Annotated in this window: 17 protein-coding genes and 1 riboswitch; of the genes, 6 read left to right on the top strand and 11 right to left on the bottom strand. The window is 40.3% G+C overall.

Annotation, left to right across the window (positions count from 1 at the left end; all coding sequences use genetic code 11):
• Window position 1: 1 nt before the first annotated feature.
• Both MHH37_RS01925 and MHH37_RS01920 read right to left on the bottom strand, forming a co-directional pair.
• Window positions 2-1,072, bottom strand: a complete 1,071-nt coding sequence (locus MHH37_RS01925) for a metallophosphoesterase (protein WP_342574767.1) — start codon at window positions 1,070-1,072, stop codon at window positions 2-4.
• 363 nt (window positions 1,073-1,435) lie between these two features.
• Window positions 1,436-3,631: a histidine kinase dimerization/phospho-acceptor domain-containing protein gene (locus MHH37_RS01920; RefSeq protein WP_342574766.1), complete on the bottom strand. Its 2,196-nt coding sequence runs from the start codon at window positions 3,629-3,631 to the stop codon at window positions 1,436-1,438.
• On the opposite strand from MHH37_RS01920, the gene MHH37_RS01915 reads away from it, so the two are divergent.
• A complete protein-coding gene (locus tag MHH37_RS01915) occupies window positions 3,621-3,887 on the top strand; it encodes a hypothetical protein (protein WP_342574765.1) in 267 nt (88 codons plus the stop codon). The two genes, MHH37_RS01920 and MHH37_RS01915, sit on opposite strands and share 11 nt — an antisense overlap.
• A gap of 128 nt (window positions 3,888-4,015) precedes the next feature.
• Here the strand turns inward: MHH37_RS01915 and MHH37_RS01910 are convergent, their stop codons facing one another.
• The 3 genes from MHH37_RS01910 to MHH37_RS01900 all read right to left on the bottom strand — a co-directional run bounded on the left by MHH37_RS01910 (window position 4,016) and on the right by MHH37_RS01900 (window position 6,326).
• Window positions 4,016-4,702 carry a response regulator transcription factor gene (locus MHH37_RS01910; protein ID WP_014824875.1) on the bottom strand — a complete coding sequence of 229 codons (687 nt, stop codon included), beginning with the start codon at window positions 4,700-4,702 and terminating at the stop codon, window positions 4,016-4,018.
• Window positions 4,703-5,216: 514 nt separating this feature from the next.
• Complete coding sequence (locus MHH37_RS01905; protein ID WP_342574764.1) at window positions 5,217-5,342, bottom strand: hypothetical protein; 126 nt, start codon at window positions 5,340-5,342, stop codon at window positions 5,217-5,219.
• Window positions 5,343-5,459: 117 nt separating this feature from the next.
• A complete protein-coding gene (locus MHH37_RS01900) occupies window positions 5,460-6,326 on the bottom strand; it encodes an EamA family transporter (protein ID WP_342574763.1) in 867 nt (288 codons plus the stop codon).
• Window positions 6,327-6,443: 117 nt separating this feature from the next.
• Here MHH37_RS01900 and MHH37_RS01895 point away from each other — a divergent pair, with 117 nt between their 5' ends.
• Window positions 6,444-6,674, top strand: coding sequence for a hypothetical protein (locus MHH37_RS01895; protein ID WP_008406258.1), 231 nt, complete (start codon window positions 6,444-6,446; stop codon window positions 6,672-6,674).
• 53 nt (window positions 6,675-6,727) lie between these two features.
• Here the strand turns inward: MHH37_RS01895 and MHH37_RS01890 are convergent, their stop codons facing one another.
• The 3 genes from MHH37_RS01890 to MHH37_RS01880 form a co-directional block, all read right to left on the bottom strand.
• A complete protein-coding gene (locus tag MHH37_RS01890; RefSeq protein ID WP_008406257.1) occupies window positions 6,728-7,714 on the bottom strand; it encodes a homoserine dehydrogenase in 987 nt (328 codons plus the stop codon).
• A 643-nt stretch (window positions 7,715-8,357) separates the two neighbouring features.
• Window positions 8,358-8,756: a hypothetical protein gene (locus MHH37_RS01885; RefSeq protein ID WP_340797681.1), complete on the bottom strand. Its 399-nt coding sequence runs from the start codon at window positions 8,754-8,756 to the stop codon at window positions 8,358-8,360.
• Between the two features lie 190 nt (window positions 8,757-8,946).
• Window positions 8,947-10,251, bottom strand: coding sequence for an O-acetylhomoserine aminocarboxypropyltransferase/cysteine synthase family protein (locus MHH37_RS01880; protein ID WP_008406255.1), 1,305 nt, complete (start codon window positions 10,249-10,251; stop codon window positions 8,947-8,949).
• Between the two features lie 116 nt (window positions 10,252-10,367).
• Window positions 10,368-10,482: riboswitch (SAM riboswitch) on the bottom strand.
• A gap of 246 nt (window positions 10,483-10,728) precedes the next feature.
• On the opposite strand from MHH37_RS01880, the gene nfsA reads away from it, so the two are divergent.
• Complete coding sequence (gene nfsA, locus MHH37_RS01875) at window positions 10,729-11,463, top strand: oxygen-insensitive NADPH nitroreductase (protein ID WP_342574762.1); 735 nt, start codon at window positions 10,729-10,731, stop codon at window positions 11,461-11,463.
• A 243-nt stretch (window positions 11,464-11,706) separates the two neighbouring features.
• On the opposite strand, the gene MHH37_RS01870 is transcribed toward nfsA, so the two are convergent.
• Window positions 11,707-13,386: a hypothetical protein gene (locus MHH37_RS01870; protein ID WP_342574761.1), complete on the bottom strand. Its 1,680-nt coding sequence runs from the start codon at window positions 13,384-13,386 to the stop codon at window positions 11,707-11,709.
• Between the two features lie 170 nt (window positions 13,387-13,556).
• Here MHH37_RS01870 and MHH37_RS01865 point away from each other — a divergent pair, with 170 nt between their 5' ends.
• From MHH37_RS01865 to MHH37_RS01855, 3 genes are all read left to right on the top strand, one after another.
• The gene (locus MHH37_RS01865) at window positions 13,557-14,192 is read left to right on the top strand and encodes a lysoplasmalogenase (RefSeq protein WP_342574760.1); all 636 of its coding nucleotides are present in this window, start codon (window positions 13,557-13,559) and stop codon (window positions 14,190-14,192) included.
• A 237-nt stretch (window positions 14,193-14,429) separates the two neighbouring features.
• Window positions 14,430-15,653, top strand: a complete 1,224-nt coding sequence (gene pepT / locus MHH37_RS01860; RefSeq protein ID WP_342574759.1) for a peptidase T — start codon at window positions 14,430-14,432, stop codon at window positions 15,651-15,653.
• A gap of 97 nt (window positions 15,654-15,750) precedes the next feature.
• Entirely contained in the window at window positions 15,751-16,716 is a 966-nt protein-coding gene (locus MHH37_RS01855; protein WP_342574758.1) for a multidrug resistance efflux transporter family protein, read from the top strand.
• A 26-nt stretch (window positions 16,717-16,742) separates the two neighbouring features.
• Here the strand turns inward: MHH37_RS01855 and MHH37_RS01850 are convergent, their stop codons facing one another.
• Both MHH37_RS01850 and MHH37_RS01845 read right to left on the bottom strand, forming a co-directional pair.
• On the bottom strand, window positions 16,743-17,819 hold the full coding sequence (locus MHH37_RS01850) for a S26 family signal peptidase (RefSeq protein WP_342574757.1): 1,077 nt from the start codon (window positions 17,817-17,819) through the stop codon (window positions 16,743-16,745).
• A 3-nt stretch (window positions 17,820-17,822) separates the two neighbouring features.
• The gene (locus MHH37_RS01845; RefSeq protein WP_008406246.1) at window positions 17,823-18,317 is read right to left on the bottom strand and encodes a sigma-70 family RNA polymerase sigma factor; all 495 of its coding nucleotides are present in this window, start codon (window positions 18,315-18,317) and stop codon (window positions 17,823-17,825) included.
• Window positions 18,318-18,339: the final 22 nt, after the last annotated feature.

The following is an 18,339-nucleotide window of genomic DNA, read 5'->3' as shown; positions in this document are numbered from 1 at the left end:
CTTATTCGCTAAATTTTACATCTATTACCCATAATTCGGAGCGACTGCCAATACGTGTCGGAGGCCCCCAAAAACCAAAGCCGCTCGAAACAAGCGCATGTAACTGCTCTTTTTTGAGAAGGCCGTAATCTAACTCAAAAGTTCTTTCTGTTATGAGGTGGTTTGGCCACATTTGACCGCGGTGCGTATGTCCCGAAACATGGAGATCCGCTCCTAAACGAGCCGGCTCATCCAAATCCAGCGGCGTATGGTTCATAACAAACCAAGGTAAGTTTGCCTTTTCGGGCTGCATCTCATTTAAGGCTAAACGGTTTTTGTTCGTCACATCTTCCCGCCCTGTTAAATAAAAACGATTCGCCACTAAAATTGTTTCATCCATTAGAATTTTAACGTTTGCTTCAGCCATTTCCTTTTTAAACTCCGGTATTTCATTACCGTAATATTCATGGTTACCCAGTACTCCGTATACACCATATGTCGCCTTTAAATTTTTCATCACTTCGCCCATGTTTTTTTCGACAAAGCGCTTTGGACTATCATCGACAATATCACCCGGAAGAAGCACTAAATCAGGATTTTGTTCATTTGAAAGCGCAACAAATTTCTCCAAATGTCCTTTCCCTGACAACAAACCGAGGTGGAAATCCGATGCCATCACGATACGCATATCATCTCCAGGTTTATCGATGTTGATTGTCGCATTTCGAACTACCGGTGAATAAGCAAAATATGTACCTGCAATCAATAAAACAACGAGTAAACCAACAACCCCTGTACCGACCATTTTCGTTGTAAGCGGTGTAAACTTGATGATTAAGTTGGCGATGATACAAAGGAAGAGCCCGTATTGCAAAAAGAACATCCAATAGCTGCCGAGCACCGAAAAGGGCGTGAACAGTGGATGGAGCTTTCCTATAAAATAACCGTATGATACGAGAAACAGCACTGTCCAATAAATAATCGGCCAGCGAAATTGCTGAATCGACAACAGCCATGCCCTAAAATTCCAGCCAAGATAAAAAGTGAGACCACTGTATATCGCTAATGCTACTATGCCTAAAAGTATACGCATCGGAATGTTGCTCCTAACTTATTTTTTATCTACAATGTGCTATTTTACTATATTTTGGACTTATGGCGTTAGTCAATAATATTATCATCTTTTAAAGTTTCAAAGACGATCAGTTGCGGTTTTCTAATAAATTCGGATTTTTTCTAATATGGCATTCACTTGTTCTAATAAAACCGGGGTTTTCTAATATCATCGCCGGATTTTCTAATATGTGCATGAACTTTTCAAATAACAGATCCGAACTTTCAAATATCCGATCCACTTTTTCTAATAAAAACTTTTTTCTTCCAATATATCCCCACATGCACCACCAAAATAAAAAACTACAGCAAGGCACACACCCCTCGCTGCAGTTTTCATTCCTTATTTATCTGTTGGAATACTAACCGTCACTTTAAAAAGATCCCCATCAACTGCGATGTCCAATTGCCCGTCATGCAAATCAACAATTGACTGTGCAATGGCTAGCCCCAGCCCTGAACCTTCAGTATGACGTGATGTATCGGCACGTTTGAAACGCTCGATTAATTGGGACGCTTCCTCGTTCAGCTCGTATTTCGCGACATTTTTTACAGTCAATTCGGCATTCCCCTCATGCGACTTCAAGTTGACGTAAACACGTGTGCCTTCCAACGAATATTTACGTGCGTTAATAATTAAGTTATCAATGACACGCCACCATTTTTGCCCGTCCACACGAGCATAAATCGGCTGTTCAGCGATATTGATACGTAAATCCAAATTGGCTGCTGCAAAGTCTTCTCCATGCTCACCGACCGCCTGCTGCAACAGTTGTGCTAAGTCGACGCGCTGTTTCGTAATTTCTACATTGCCGCTTGCCATTTTCGATACTTCAAATAAATCTTCAATTAATGTTTTTAAACGATTCGATTTCGCATCTAAAATGTCGATATATTTTTTTCGCTCTTCCTCTGTGATTGCTGGATTTTTCAGTAAATCCGTATACGTAATAATTGATGTGAGCGGAGTACGCAAATCATGGCTGACATTCGTAATGAGCTCTGTTTTCATCTGCTCACTTTTTGCCTGTTCATTCATACTGTTACGGACACCTTCACGAAGCCCATTTAAATTTTCGGCGTGTCGCGCTAAAGGAGATTTCCCTTTCACCTTTAAATCTTTTGTGAGACGGCCATGTGCCATGTTTTCAGTATGCTGCATAATACGGTTCAGGTAGCCCATACGACGCATGAACATATAGAGTGCCGGAATAAAGAACACTACAAATAAAAACATATAGAACAGGAAAACACCGAAACTGCCTGCTGTCATAACAACGGCAAATCCAAAGCCTCCAAGGAAAACAACAAGAAGCAATATTAGTGACTGCATCCCGATTGAACGATTTTCAAACATTGAGATAGCACCATCTACAAACTTCGCCGTAAATGTCTCCGGCCAGATTTTCTCCACATCACGTTGCCCTTTTAAACTTACCCATATTGAAACAACCATAAAGACTATTGCAACAATAAGCGCAAAACTGATAACGCCTGTCACGATAAAATCCGTAAGAAAACCCGAACGATTATCCGTATAATGATAAATTAGCGTCTGTATGGATCTTGTAAAAGAACCATTAAATAAAAATGCAAAGTATGTCGCAATAAGAGTTGCTACGATTCGAATATCAATAGGGAAACGTTCAAATAGTTCACGTAGCTGGAACTGACGATTGAACTGTTCAAGCGTCGGTTTTAAAGAAGTCATCAATAAAACGAAACTGATAATTCCCCCAAGAATAATGCCGTAATACACATATTTCGTAATGATAAACGCACTTTTTTCATTGCTTATATGAGTGTTTGCGATCCAACTAGCCGGCACTGTTACAACACCCGAAATATCCGATAAATCCTGCTCAAGTGTATAGCTATCTTGCAGAACCCCCATGCTATCATACTCATAATAATTAAGCGGATAGAGACCTGAGAGGTTTTTTCCTACATTGTTAACTGTTTTTTTAAAGACACTCTTTTCACTAATATCGCCATTACGGTAAACTTCTCCGGTTTTTTCATCTTTAAATTCATAAGCAAAGTGATTGTATTTGCTCAAAACTTCTTTCTTTTCTCTTTCAATTTCTTTTAGCTTCTGCTGAATTGCTTTTTCCTTAATTACTAGTATTTTTTCTTTTACATACTCATCATCTTCAAAGTTTTTCTTAATGTCGGCAATTTTGGCATCACGTTCTTGTTCAATTGCCTCGATTACTTCCTGATCTTGTGTTGCGTTTATTTCGCTTGAATACTGCTCTTTAATATTTTGAATTTGCTCAGCAAGGGAGCCGTAATATGTACGGTAATCGTACATTTCCTCATCCGATACTGTTAAAGCCCCTTTAAATTCCTCTTCCGTCGGCGTGTTAAACACATATTGCGAGAACTCGTATACTAAGTTCTCTGCCTCGTTGTTATAGTTTTGCGATTCATAAAAAGTTTTTCCTAAATAACGACCGCCATTAGTAAAAATTAAACTGACTGCAGTTGCTACTACAAATATAAGAAAAAGCTGGAGGTATAGTTTATTGTTTTTCATCTTTTCTTCCTCCTCACTTAATTATCAATTACGCCTCGGCGTAATTGCGTCCAGATTTTTTGAGTTAGGCCCACAGGGCGTGGGTCAGTCAGCCTTTGTCGCACGACGCGACGTTTTTAGGCTGACATCCTTCCCTTTAAAAATCTGTGACATCCGCCAGGGGCTTATCTTCATTCAGCAGGCTATTGAAGTACCCGCTGCATCAAATAAAACAAGTATTCCTTACCCACTTACAAAAATGGTTGCTTTCCGCTGAATGAAGATAAAAAATATAGGAATTGCTTTACTAAGGGCACGAATCGCCCTGTCAAATAGTCGATAAAATAAGTCCCGATAAAATAAAAACCGATCACCGCGCCGAGAGCTCCAACCCAAGAGAAAATTTTACTTTTCAATTTTATAACCCAATCCCCACACCACTTTTAAATAACGGGGATTTTTCGGATCGGCTTCGATTTTTTCACGGATTTTCCGGATATGCACGGCAACAATATTTTCTGCGTTATACGCGGGTTCATTCCATACGAGTTCGTAAATATCGCTGATTGAATAGACGCGCCCCGCATTTTTTAGTAGAAGCTCAGTTATTTTATACTCAGTCGGTGTCAGTTTGACAGGTTCTCCGTCCACACGGATTTCCCGCGCTGCAGCGTCTAGCTCCAGTCCTTCAACAAGCGGAGCGGCTTCTCCTGCCGTGCCGAAGTTGACATAGCGTCTTAGCTGGGACTTGACGCGTGCCATCAATTCAAGCGGGTGGAACGGCTTTGTAATATAATCGTCCGCACCTACTGAAAGCCCATGAATTTTATCGCTTTGTTCCGCCTTTGCACTGAGCATAATAATCGGGATATTGCGTTCTGCACGAATTTTGAATGTGGCGGTAATCCCATCCATCTTCGGCATCATGATGTCTAAAATCATACAGTGTACTTCATTTTGTTCAAGCAGTTCGATTGCCTCAAGCCCGTCTGCCGCTTTTAACACCCGGTAACCTTCATTTTTCAAATAAATTTCTATGCCGTCCCGGATGTCCTGATCGTCATCTGTTACGAGCACCGTCAGCTGATTCATCTTGCTCACCTCACAACTTTCTTGTTCTCCATCATAGCAAGTGGTTGATTTCCATTCCGGGTCGGACACTTTCCGCGGGCACGGCTCGAGCCTGTAGTCTCTCGCTCGTGCTGTTCCCGCTGGAGTCGCCTCCCCTACATTCCAATCAACCTTCTTATCATCTCCACTATTTAATGAAGAGCCAACTTTTTCTTATAAGTTTATAATAAAGCCCATTTCTTAACATCTAACTACTGTAAATCTGAAGAAATTCTTAAGATTTCTTATTTTACATTAAATTAGATTTTACATTAAATGAGATTTTACTTTAGAGGAAGTATTGTCTAATAAAAATAGCCGGTTCTACTTTATACGGGTTTAGTTCTACTTTCACCGCTAAACATTCTACTTTTCATTTAAAAGGTTCCACTTTCGGGCCAGAACTTTCTACTTTCAACACAGTATCGGCTAATAAAATTGCGAGTTCTACTTTACATGCGTTTCGTTCTACTTTCACCGCTAAACATTCTACTTTTCATTTAAAAGGTTCCACTTTCGGGCCAGGACTTTCTACTTTCAACTCAGTATCGGCTAATAAAATTGCTGGTTCTACTTTATACGCGAACTGATCTACTTTCACCGTTAAAGTTCGGCTTTTCATTTAAATGGATCCACTTTCGGGCCAGAACTTTCTACTTTCAACACAGTATCGGCTAATAAACGCAGCCACAGTGCCACATCAGAGATTTTTTTCACAACAAAGCAAAAAAACTGCCTCCTATGAAGCAGCTTTCTTTGTGCCGAATGTTAACACAATTATTCCACCTAATAATAGACTAACACCAATCCATGCAACAAATGTTAAATGTTCCCCTACTAAAAACACACCGAGTAATGCGGCTGTTAAAGGTTCGGCTAAGCTCAATGTTACCGCGGCCGACGAGCCGATTTTCTTCAAGCCGCCTAAAAATAATATGTATGCCAAACTTGTAGCAGCAAGTGCCATAAAAAGAATCGGCCATATATTCACGCCTTCTGTCAGCCAGCCAAAACCGTCTTTCGCTGCGAGCGGCAATAAAAACAAGGCGCAAATGGAAAAAGTCATTGCAACAGCAGGCAATGTTTCTTCCCGTTTCATCAACTGCTTACTCACATTCGTATAAAGGGCAAACATGGAACCTGCAGCCAATGCTAACCCTATGCCAAGCGGGTTGATCGCCGTCTCACCTTGATTCATAAATAACAGCAGGCAGCCGACAATGGCGAGCACTGTTGCAATTGCCCATACTAGAGTTGGCCGTACTTTCCAAAAAACCCACTCGATGAATCCCGCAAATACAGGCGCGCTGCCGATTGTTACGACCGTTCCTACTGCAACTCCTGTAAAGCGGACAGATGTGAAAAACAGACTTTGGAATAGAGCAATCATGATCGCCGCTAAAATGGTCCACTTCCATGACCAGTTACGAAAGGAAATTTTCCTCATCGCCAAAACCGCAAGCAGTAAAATGCCTCCGCCAATACCCGACCTTACACATGCTACCGCAAACGAAGAAATCCCTTCCGTTAAAAAGGTTTGTGTTGTTCCGACCGTCCCCCAAAGCATGGCGGCCAAAAGCACAAACAAATACGGTAAAATATTCACATCCTACACCCCATTTTTATTAATTATGCTATCATACGTTAGAAGTCCATACGAGATGAAGTTTTGTTGAAATCGATTTATAATAAGATTAACTTAAACTAAAAAGGAGGCATCATGATGTTTAAAACAGTAGAACAAACTGCAGCAGATATAGGCATGCCTGAACATCAGGTTTTACAGTACATTTATGCTGGTCGCATAAAAGCAGTACATGATGGTGAACACTTTTTAATTAATAGTGCGCAATTTGATACGTACCATCAGCAACTCGAACGAATTAAAGAAGAAATTGAAATTTGGAAAAACACTCCGATTCCCGAAGATGTCGATATAAAAGATGAGGACTAATAGAAAAGAAGCGAATTCGTTCATCGAGTTCGCTTCTTTTTAATCTCTTCTTATTAAATAGTGACTGTAAACCCTGCACGTTTCCCGATAATTTCAGCATAATCCTCTACCATTACACTTGCTGTCGGATACATCCCGGCGCCAGGCCCAATTACGGATAATGTTCCGATATAGTTTGTCTCCATCGTCACCGCATTGAACACATCATCTACAGGATAAAGCGGATGTTCATTGTTCACGAGTAGTGGTGCCACTTTTGCATGAATTGTACCGTCTTCGAGTTTTTCCACTTCTGCCACATGACGATAGCGAAGACCTTGCGCTGTTGCTTCCGCTACTTGTTCTGATGAAATTGTATCGATTCCGATCACTTCTACCTCTGCCCAATTTGGCTGTTCCCCAAATGCAAGGCTCGATAAAATCATCAGCTTTTTAAATGCATCCTGACCCGATACATCGTTAAATGGATCCGCTTCTGCATAACCTAATTGCTGTGCTTCTCTCAATGCTTGTTCAAAGCTCCAGCCCTCTGCACGCATCTTTGTTAAAATATAGTTTGTTGTTCCATTTAAAATTCCTTGAACGCAGCTTACTTCGTTGACCAGAAGAATATTTTTCATTGTTTTAATAATAGGCACACCACCTGCTACCGTTGCCTCAAAGCCGACGAATACACCATTTACTTTCGCCAATGCTTCGAGCTCCTCGCCCCGTTTTGCAAGCATTACTTTATTCGCTGTAATGACATGGCATTTTGCCTCAACAGCACGTTTTAAGTAAGTGAATGCAGGCTCTTCATTTACAATCGCTTCAAATACAACTTGCAGATTATTTTCCGCCAGTACGTCATCCATTGATTCCGTCATTAAATGTTTTGTGCCCGGTACACGCTCACGGCTTGCATCGGTTACTAAAATCTTCGCGACCTCCAGTTCAACACCCAGCTTTTCGCGAAGCTCCTGCCTCTTTTCATTTAAAATATGGTAAATTCCCTGACCTACTGTGCCAAATCCTAAGATCGCTGCCTTGATTGTTGCCATTGCCTTTCTCCTCCAAATTCTTAACACGCATATATTAACGAATAATTCAAAAAATTTATCTTAAAGAAAATTCTATCCTATATAATACATGAAAACAAGGATAATCTCGCCTAGAAGGACATTTGTTTACTGTAAACGGTCAATATTCATTCAAATTTTATTTTTTAAGAGCTAATTTGGAGACTATGATGTTAATATTTCCAGTCACTACTTGTGTTTGGGGCTAAGCAGTTGAGAGAGTTTTGTTATGTTCTAATATATTCGGAAATCGTCTAATATATTTTGAAATGTTCTAATAAAATTGCGATCTTCTAATATAACCGGTTAATGTTCTAAAATGGGGTCGCAATCTGCTAATATCCTCACTCAATTTGCGAATATCGCTCACACTTCTTCTAATATCACTCATCATTGTTCTAATAAATCGCAAACACCGGTTTCAACAACCATTTCCTGCCTGGAAAATAAGCGTACCCAACCTTCAAATTCACCCAAATTCTAATAACATCGACATTTCTTCTAATATCCCCAAAATTTCTTCTAATAATCGTTTTCATACTTCTAATAAACCATATACACCGTGTAAAAAAATCACCAAATAAAAAACACTAGCAAGGGGGCTCGCTAGTGTTCCGGAATTATTTTATACTGCCACGTTTATATCATTATATGCCCGTAAACGATAGGCAGTTAAAATCTTGGTCATGACGATTTCCTCTTTTGCCGAGAAGTCAGGGACCGCGTATGGGCGCTCTACTAACTGAAATTCCCCATATTTTAAGAACCACTCTCTAGCTGGCGATAAAATATGGGCTGTACCATGAATTTTGTATTCCTCGGCAACTTCTTTTATAACATAACCCGCTGTGGCAAGATCGTGAGCTTGTTCTGAGAAAGCACTGTGTCCGAAAACATGCTGCCACATCGTATTCACATCCGCCAAAATTTGCTGGATCGCACAAGCGTTCACAAATTCCTTTACGTCATTTAGTTCATAAATAATATAGGCTGCAACGTTTTGTGCACTGTATACTTTCCCCATGTTGAACAACTCCTTTTCTTCCAATGATGCTGCAACATCACTTTAAATTTTTCCGGTTGGTAATATAATTATCCCAATTGTATTACTAGGTATTTAATTTGTCAATAAAACTTATAAAAATAGTAGGGATTAATTTTCTAAAAATTGCTTAGCTTTTCGAATGGGAAAAGCTAAGCCTTTTTTTAGAGCATTATGCGTTTGTTTCTACTCCAACTTCCGCTGCAACTTTCGCTAATGCCTGCTCTAAATCCGCGATAATATCTTCCGCTGCTTCTAACCCGATCGATAAGCGAATGAGCTCTTCCGATACGCCGGCAGTTTTTAATTCTTCCGCAGATAACTGTTGGTGTGTTGTGCTCGCAGGATGAATAATTAATGAACGGGCATCGCCAACGTTCGCTACATGTGAGAACAATTCCACGTTATCGATTACTTGGCGGCCAGCTTCACGTCCGCCTTTAATTCCGAACGTAATGATTGATCCGAAGCCGTTTTTCAAATACTTTTTCGCTAAATCATGTGTCGCAAAATCTTCAAAGCCGTTGTAATTCACGTACTCCACAAATGGGTGGTTTCTTAAATACTCGGCAACTTTCTGTGTATTTTCATTGTGTCGGACAATACGCAAATGAAGCGTTTCAAGTCCTTGCAGGAAATTAAATGCCGCGTCAGCAGATAATGTTGGACCAAAATCACGCAATAGTTGAACACGAAGCTTTGTCGCAAATGCAGCGCCTGCTGTGTCAATTCCATATCTTAGACCGTGGTATGAAGTATCCGGTTCTGTAAAACCTGGATGTCTTCCTTGTGTCCAGTCGAATTTACCGGCATCAACGACAATCCCGCCGATCGTCGTTCCATGACCGCCAATCCATTTTGTTGCAGAATGAATGACAACATCCGCGCCGAATTCAATCGGATTACTTCCATATGGGGAAGCAAATGTGCTGTCGATTAATAAAGGAAGACCATTGTCATGAGCGATGTTTGCTACCGCTTCAATATCCAGTACTTTCAAGCTTGGATTTCCGATAATTTCTGCGAAGATTGCCTTCGTTTTATCAGTGATTGCCGCTTGGAAATTTTCAGGATTTGATTCATCTACGAATTTTACTGTAATGCCGTATCGAGGCAATGTTGTCGCGAATAAATTATATGTCCCACCGTAAAGTGAACCTGCCGCAACAATTTCATCCCCTGCACCGGCTACGTTTAAAATAGAAAATGCTACTGCTGCTGCGCCAGATGAAAGCCCTACTGCAGCTGTGCCCCCTTCTAATAAAGCAACTCGTTCTTCAAATGCCCCGACTGTAGGGTTCATAATTCTTGAATAAATATTGCCTGTTTCCTGTAATGCAAATAGACGTTGCGCATGAGCTGTGTCATTAAATGCATAGGCCGTTGTACGGTAAACCGGAACTGCAATTGCTCCTGTTTCCGGGTCTGGCTTTTGACCCCCGTGTAATAATAATGTTTCTGGTCTTAAATTTGTCATTTTAATACCCCCAAAAATTTAATCGATGGTGAAATCGGTGTTTTTGAGGAGGATTTTTTAAATGAAAAAAACCCTCTTCAGTTAAGAAGAGGGTTGCGCATGAGCAAGTTTGCCTCCTCTTATCTTTCAAAATGATTGTCCATTTTGTAGGATTTAGCACCTTAGTCAGTTCATCACTTACTGGTTGCCGGGCATCTCAGGGCCTATTCCCTCCGCCGCTCTTGATAAGAGTTATGTGATTTGTGTTCCATCGTTGAGTCTCAGTATAAAACATACTAATCCGATATGTCAACACAAAAAAATTAAAATTTTCAGATTTCTATTCTGATTACTCTTATCTGTATTTAACGATATGCAAAAATTTCCTCCCTATGAATTGAATAGACGCTTATAATCGACTTCAACTAAAATATTGACTAAAATAAGCTTGAAGGATATACCATTAAGATTTTTATTACATAAAAGGGAGATGTTCACGTGAATACAAAAGAATTATTACGCAGTCACACATCTGTTCGTAAATATACAGGTGAGGAAATTTCAAAAGAAACTGTCATCGATTTAATCGAAACAGCACAAATGGCGGCAAGCTCGCATTTTGTGCAGGCATACAGTGTTATCTGGATAACGGATGAAGAAAAGAAAACTAAGCTGGGTGAACTGTCTAAAAACGAATTCCAATTCAAAACAGCTGGTGCCTCTTTCTTGTTTTGCGTAGATTTCAAACGTTTGCAGGTAGCTGGTCAAAAGCACGGAGTCGATATTTCTGCTGACACGGCTGAAAACGTGCTTGTAGGTGTAGCAGATGTTGCATTATTTGCGCAAAACTTTGTTATTGCAGCTGAATCAATGGGTTACGGCATTTGCTATATTGGCGGTGCCCGTACAAATCCTAAGGAAATTAGCGAGCTGTTCAATTTACCGGAATATGTTTTCCCGCTATTTGCGATGACGATTGGTACACCGACAAAACGCAATGAAACAAAACCGCGCTTACCTGTAGCTGCAGTATTGCATGAAAATGGCTATGACGTTGATCAATACGATACGCTTCTAGATGAGTATGATGGAATTATGGAAGACTATTACAGCAGCCGATCTTCAAATCAAAAGACGGCAACATGGACAAAGCAAATGGCTGATTACTTAGTAGAACAAAATCGTCCACATATGAAAGAGTTCCTCGCTTTACAAGGTTTCACTTGGAAGTAAGCTAATAAACCAAAAATGCTATTTTTCTCTGTGAGAAAAATAGCATTTTTTTGCTGAGCGTTAAAAATTGATTTCCATTCCGGGACGCTTTCCGCGGGCACGGCCTGAGCCTATAGTCTCAGGCGTCGTGCTGTTCCCGCTGGAGTCGCCCTACATTCCAATCAATTTTACAAAGTATCCATTTCTTAATAAGGATTTTCTTGTTATCCAGCGGTACTTCTACTTCTGCCCAAATTTCTTTGTTTATTTCAATCCTTCAATTTGCAATGCTTTTACAGGCTGGAAATCTTCCCCTGTTTTCGCATACGTAATGGTCGCCTGATCGCCTTCTTGCAAGTAAATTGCAAACGGTGCAACTTCTGTAGAAACAATGAAGTTTTCACCTGTATTTGCCAGGAATGATACGATCGTGAAATCACCTACACGCTCTTTATAAACACGCACGACTTTTACCGTCGCCTTTGCTTCTTCGGCATTTGAAGTACCGTCTACTGTACTTCCGCCACGGCTTAGCGCTGTTTTATAAAGTCTTAACGCTTCATTTGGTGTTGTACCATACGCCGAAATTTCAGGATTTGCTGCTGACACGATAAAGTAATTTTGCAGGAATCCGTTCGCATCGAGTACAGCTGACAGCCAGCTCGCTTCACCGTAGAAGTTGTAAAGGATTGGCATTTCACCTTCCCATTCTTTTTCGATGAACTTTTTCTCGATAATTTCAAGAGCCCCTTGGGAATCCATATAAGACTCTTCCAGATTTCCGGTATAGTACGTCGCTTCACCGGTACGTGCATGTGTTAATGCATAACCAAGCATCGAGTCAACGCCCTCTTTCGGACTAGTAAAATCAGTGAAATAATACATTTCCCCATCTTCCATAAAGATTGGGCTTACATTTGCTTCCGTACCTTCATCGCTCGGCAACTTAACATCCTTTTTACCGACTAGACTGTTCCAGAACCCGTGCACATAGTTACCGTAATAACTATTTTGCAAACTTACCGCTTCCGGTGATACCGCACCATCGATAAATGCCGGTACATCTGCAATCGCGATTTTCTCTGTTGCACCCGTCTCTGCATCAACAAGTACAATCCCTTTAACATCAAAGCCGTTACGTGCCGAAATAAATTCCCCGTAAGAACGGATGTAATACGGTTTACCATCCTCATCAATTTCAAGCTGCGGATCTCCGTAGAAAATTAATGATGGATTTTGAAGACGAATATGACGCTCCAGGTTTTTATTTAAATAAGCAGATGGAACATAGCTCATTTCAGCCTTCACAAACTTTGGATTGTCGCTTGAGTCTGTAGCACTCATCGTGAAATAACCAGGTGTTGTTTTTCCATTGAACCATTTAAAGAATCCTGAAAACTCTACAGGTGCAATGTAAACATACTGATCATTTACTTTTTGAATTTGCAGGTTTCCTAATTCATAATAGCTCGTGTTTGGAACCTGTCCAAACGCTTTTTTCATTTTGTTTTTAACAAATTTGGGTGGTACACTTGCCGGTGTTTTCGTCTCATCAAACGACGAAATTTCCGTTTTTTCTTTCATCTCTGAAGATTTGAATTTTTCATTTGCATTTAAAAATGGTGCACTTACTAAATAGCCGATCCCAATAATGCCGACAAGCACGATGGCTGATTTAATTTTTTGCTCCTTACCAACAGCAAATATTGCCCCAATAATGGCTACAACAGGTATTACGTATAAGAAAATCGTCCAGCTTAGATCGATTTTTGAAATATATACTGTTAAGAATACTGATATAAAGCTTACAATAAATGTCGTAATGAATAAGCTCGTAAATGTTTTTGATGAAAGCTCCTTATTGCGAACTTTCTTTGATAACGGCATTAATAATAATGTGATCAAAAGTGATCCAATTGCCGTTATTAGCAATAATTGTCCCATAACAATCACCCTCTCTTACTTACTATGTACGAATAACCTCCCAAAAAGATTCATAAACAAGTAAAACTGCATAATTTCTGGCATAATAGAGCATATATTGCATTTTTATAAAATGATAGTTTGGTTTTACAGTAATTTTATATAAATATTTTTACTTAGGGGGTTAATAGATGGCACGTAAAGTTCTGATTTTACTTTTCTTCGGGCTTGGCTTGTACTATGTGTTCTTTTTTGAAACAATCGATAGTTCATTAAAGATGGTCTTTAAGCTTTTGCCAATGATTTTCCTTATAGTGCTCGCATTTTTAACGAAAGTACATGTGAAATCACCATATTACTGGCTGATTTCTATTGGTTTAATTTTCTGTGCGGTTGGCGACTATACATTGCAGTGGTTCATCATTGGACTGAGCTTTTTTCTGGTCGGTCATATTTTCTATATTTTTGCTTTCCGCTCAACAAATCAGCAGAATACACCCCTGTACGTAAAGATTTTTTTAGCTTTATATGGTGCCGTTATGATGTTCTGGATTGCAGGAAGTCTGCTTCAAAAAGGAGATACTGTACTTGCCGTTGCAGTGATTGCTTATATTTTAGTGATTTTAACGATGGGATGGACATCGTTCCGAACAGGCAGTAAGTTTGCTGTCATCGGCGCCACCCTCTTTATCATGTCGGATTCGGTTTTGGCTATTAACCGTTTTATGTTTGATGTTGCCTATTCCCATATCTTGATTATGTTTACGTATTACGGCGCACAATTTTTCCTCATGCTCAGCATAATTGATTATGATCGATTACGCTAAAGCGTAATCGTGTCCAGATTTTTTAGACCCACAGGATGTGGGTCAGTCAGCCGTTGTCACACGATGTGACGTATTTAGGCTGACTTCATTATTCATTTAAAAAATCGGTGACATCTGCCAGAGGCTTATCTTCATTCAGCGAGTACTTAAGTAGCCGCTGAATGAAGATAATTAGTTCAAAAACCGAAATAAAAAGTGTAGAATGAAAGCAATAAGTATTTAGGAGGTCTTTTTCGGATGAAAGAGAAAGTAATTGAACGTTTAGTACGCTATGCAAAAATTGATACACAATCAGATTTCAACTCTGACACAACCCCTTCTACAATGAAGCAATTCGATTTATTACATGTATTAAAAGATGAATTGGCAGCAATCGGTTTAACAGACATTACACTTGACGAAAATGGCTACCTTTTTGCAACACTTGAATCCAATACAGACAAAGACGTACCGACACTCGGCTTTTTAGCGCATGTTGATACAACATCGGATTACACAGGAACAAATGTACAGCCTCAGCGCATCGATAACTATGACGGTGAAGCGATTACATTAAAAAATGGAATAGTAATGGCACCGGACTACTTCCCGAACTTAAAGAACTATGTTGGCCAAACGTTAATCACAACAGATGGCAATACATTGCTTGGTGCGGATGACAAAGCCGGCATCGCTGAAATTATGACGGCGATGGAATACTTAGTGAAAAATCCGGAAATCAAGCACGGGAAAATCCGTGTAGCATTTACACCGGACGAAGAGATCGGGCGCGGTCCACACAAATTTGACGTCGAAAAATTCGGTGCGGATTATGCATACACGATGGATGGAGGTCCGCTTGGTGAATTACAATTTGAAAGCTTTAATGCAGCTGGCGTAAAAGTAACGACACGCGGTACGAATATCCACCCGGGTTCGGCGAAAAATAAAATGGTGAACTCGATTACAATGGCAATTGAATTCCAAAACGAAATGCCTAAAGATGCAGTTCCTGAAAAAACGGACGGCTATGAAGGCTTTATCCACTTAATGCATTTCAACGGCGGCATTGAAGAAACAACAATGTCTTACATTATCCGTGACCATGACCGCGCTAAATTCGAAGAGAAAAAAGCGTATATGGCAAAGGTCGGCAAAGAGTTACAGGAGAAATACGGTGAGGAAGCAATTACAGTAGCGATTGAGGATCAATACTATAATATGGGCGAAAAAATCGAGCCTGTTATGGAAATCGTCGATATTGTAAAAGAAGCGTTTTCTAAGTTTAATATCACACCGATTGTTGAGCCAATTCGCGGCGGTACTGACGGTTCCCAGCTTTCATACATGGGCTTGCCAACACCGAATATATTTGCAGGCGGCGAAAATATGCACGGCAAATATGAATTTGTATCAGCTGAAACAATGGAAAAAGCGACGGAAGTCATTATTGAAATCGTTCAGTTATTTGAAAAACGTTAATACAAAATGGAAAATTTCGAATGGGGCGATTACTTTCGCTCCATTTTTTTGTATACTTAAAAGACAGAAAATTCAATACAATCAAGCGAGGTGTATGATGAAGGAAATACTGATTGGCATTTTAGCGGCCTTATTTTTTGCCGTTACATTTGTATTGAACCATTCAATGGAATTGGAAGGCGGCAGCTGGCTATGGAGTTCTTCGCTCCGCTATTTCTTCATGCTTCCCTTTCTCATTGCCATTGTGGCGATTCGGGGAAAAGTCGGATTTCGTATTTTATCGAGTGAAATGAAAGAACATCCGGGTGCATGGCTTATTTGGAGCTTTGTCGGGTTTGTATTATTTTATGCGCCGCTTACATTTGCCGCAGCATTCGGTCCAGGCTGGCTCGTATCGGGTACGTGGCAATTTACGATTGTAGCAGGTGTATTGCTTGCCCCCCTTTTCATTACGACTATCGCCGGAAAAAACATCAGGGCAAAAATCCCGCTTATTTCACTCGGCATCTCGTCCATTATTTTATTCGGGATTTTGCTCATTCAAATTCCGCAAGCACAGACTGTTTCCATGGAAATCCTGCTTCTCGGGATACTGCCAGTTATCGTCGCAGCATTTGCTTATCCTCTAGGCAATCGAAAAATGATGGAACTTTGCGGCGGACGAGTGGATCCGTTTCAACGAGTTTTAGGGATGACAATTGCTTCCTTGCCAGCATGGATTTTGCTTGCAATCTATGCATTGTTTACTGTTGGTCTGCCATCTGCGAGCCAAGTTTATCAATCGCTGCTCGTTGCTGTTTCTTCGGGCGTCATTGCCACAATACTATTCTTTATCGCTACAGACCGCGTACGCCATGACCAAGGAAAACTGGCAGCAGTTGAAGCAACACAATCGACAGAAGTTCTTTTTGCGATGGTCGGTGAAATGATTTTACTAAGTGTACCACTCCCGCAGCCGATTGCTTTAATCGGACTGGCGGTCATCATTATCGGCATGCTGCTACATAGCTATCACACAGTACTTATGAATAAAAGATTACAAGCAGCAAATGAAAAAGGGTAGCGACATATTCGTCACTACCCTTTTTCCTACATTCCCCACTGCCAAATGCCGGTCGGATCTTTATACATTTTGAATACATATTCGCCAACAGATTCACGGTCATACTGGTAGCGTATTTCCACTTCTGATTCGGATAAATACGTAACATTTCGGTAAGATGCTTCCAAAAACAGCTCGCCTAAACGGTTCGAATGCGGAAATGGAATGTCACTATCCGATAATCTTTCACTAATTGACCCATCTCCAAAAATTTGATCATACAAATAAAGATCAAAATATTGTTCTGGTGAATAGTCATTTTCTAATCCAAAATAAATTGATGCTGTTGTACTTTGCTCTGCCAATGCTACGACTTCCCCGTAAATTTTATGCACAGCGGTAATTGTTCCTGCCTGCATTGTATTTTCTGCCGGGAAATGATTTACCAAAAAGTATTCACGCGCATTTAATAACTGATCGTAGCCACCCGCAATCGTATTGCCGTTTTCCTCATACAATTCTTTTAATTCCGATCTTACAGGCTTCCCGTTTACCGTTAGCTTGCCGTCCTGCAAAACGACACGGTCTCCTGGTACAGCGACTACTTCATAATAGGCGTTTTCGTAAATTGGTAAATGACTGCTCGTATTTGTCATCGTTCGTACAATATCGCCTGCTTCATATACAGCTTCATCAAATAAATTTTCCTGACGTTCTATCACTGTATGGTAAAGTCCCTTTTTCCCTGCAAGTGTAAAGGTTTCTTTATCTACATACTGTAAATCCGATAATTGTTCCAGCACTGGTAGCTGTGCAAAGGAATCATAATCGATTGTTGATAATTGCTTCTTTTTTTGAAGAGTAGCAATTTCCGCTAAATCATCAAGCGGATCATAAGGAGCACCCCGTCCTTCATTTCCCGAATTTTGCGTAAAAGGAACGGCCGTCATAAATAGGAATACCGCAACTGCTGCAACAGCTGCCGTCACTAATTGAACATGCCATGAACGTTTCTGTTTTCGGGGGGGCGGAGTCAATTCGGATTTCACACGCTGCTTAATACGACTTTCCTGCAAGCGTGTATCACCCATCATTTCATCCAGTTGTTTTTTAAATGGATCCATGCATCATTCCTCCAATCCCTCTTCGCTAAAAAACTCTTTCAATTGTTGCTTCGCTCGACGTAAACGTGTTTTCACAGTATTTTCATTCAGCTGTAAATACTGTGCAATATCGGCAATGGACTGTTCGTCATAATAAAATAAAATGAGCGGCTCACGATATTTCAGTGGTAGCTGGAATAACTTCTGTTCAAGTGATGCAAGATGCTCTTTTTGTATAACTTCTTCGTCCGTACCTTTTGTTTGAGCAAAAATCGTCTCAAAAACGACATCCTTTTTATGCTTCCATGAGCGTAAATAATCTTTTGCACGATTTGCTGTCATTTTTGTTAAATACGTTTTCAATGACGCCTCATTGCGAAACTGGTCGCTCTTCTGAAAGTATGTTACAAATACTTCCTGTACGATGTCCTCGGCGGTAGCCCAATTTTTAACGTACAAATAAGCGATGCGTACTAAATAACGCGTGTGCTCATCAACAATTGCATCAAATTCTCTCATGTAACGATTAACACCTTCTTAT

This window comes from Solibacillus sp. FSL K6-1781 (assembly GCF_038630735.1).
Taxonomy (GTDB): domain Bacteria; phylum Bacillota; class Bacilli; order Bacillales_A; family Planococcaceae; genus Solibacillus; species Solibacillus silvestris.
Note: the sequence above shows the minus strand (reverse complement) of the source record. Positions and strands in the feature narration are given on the sequence as shown.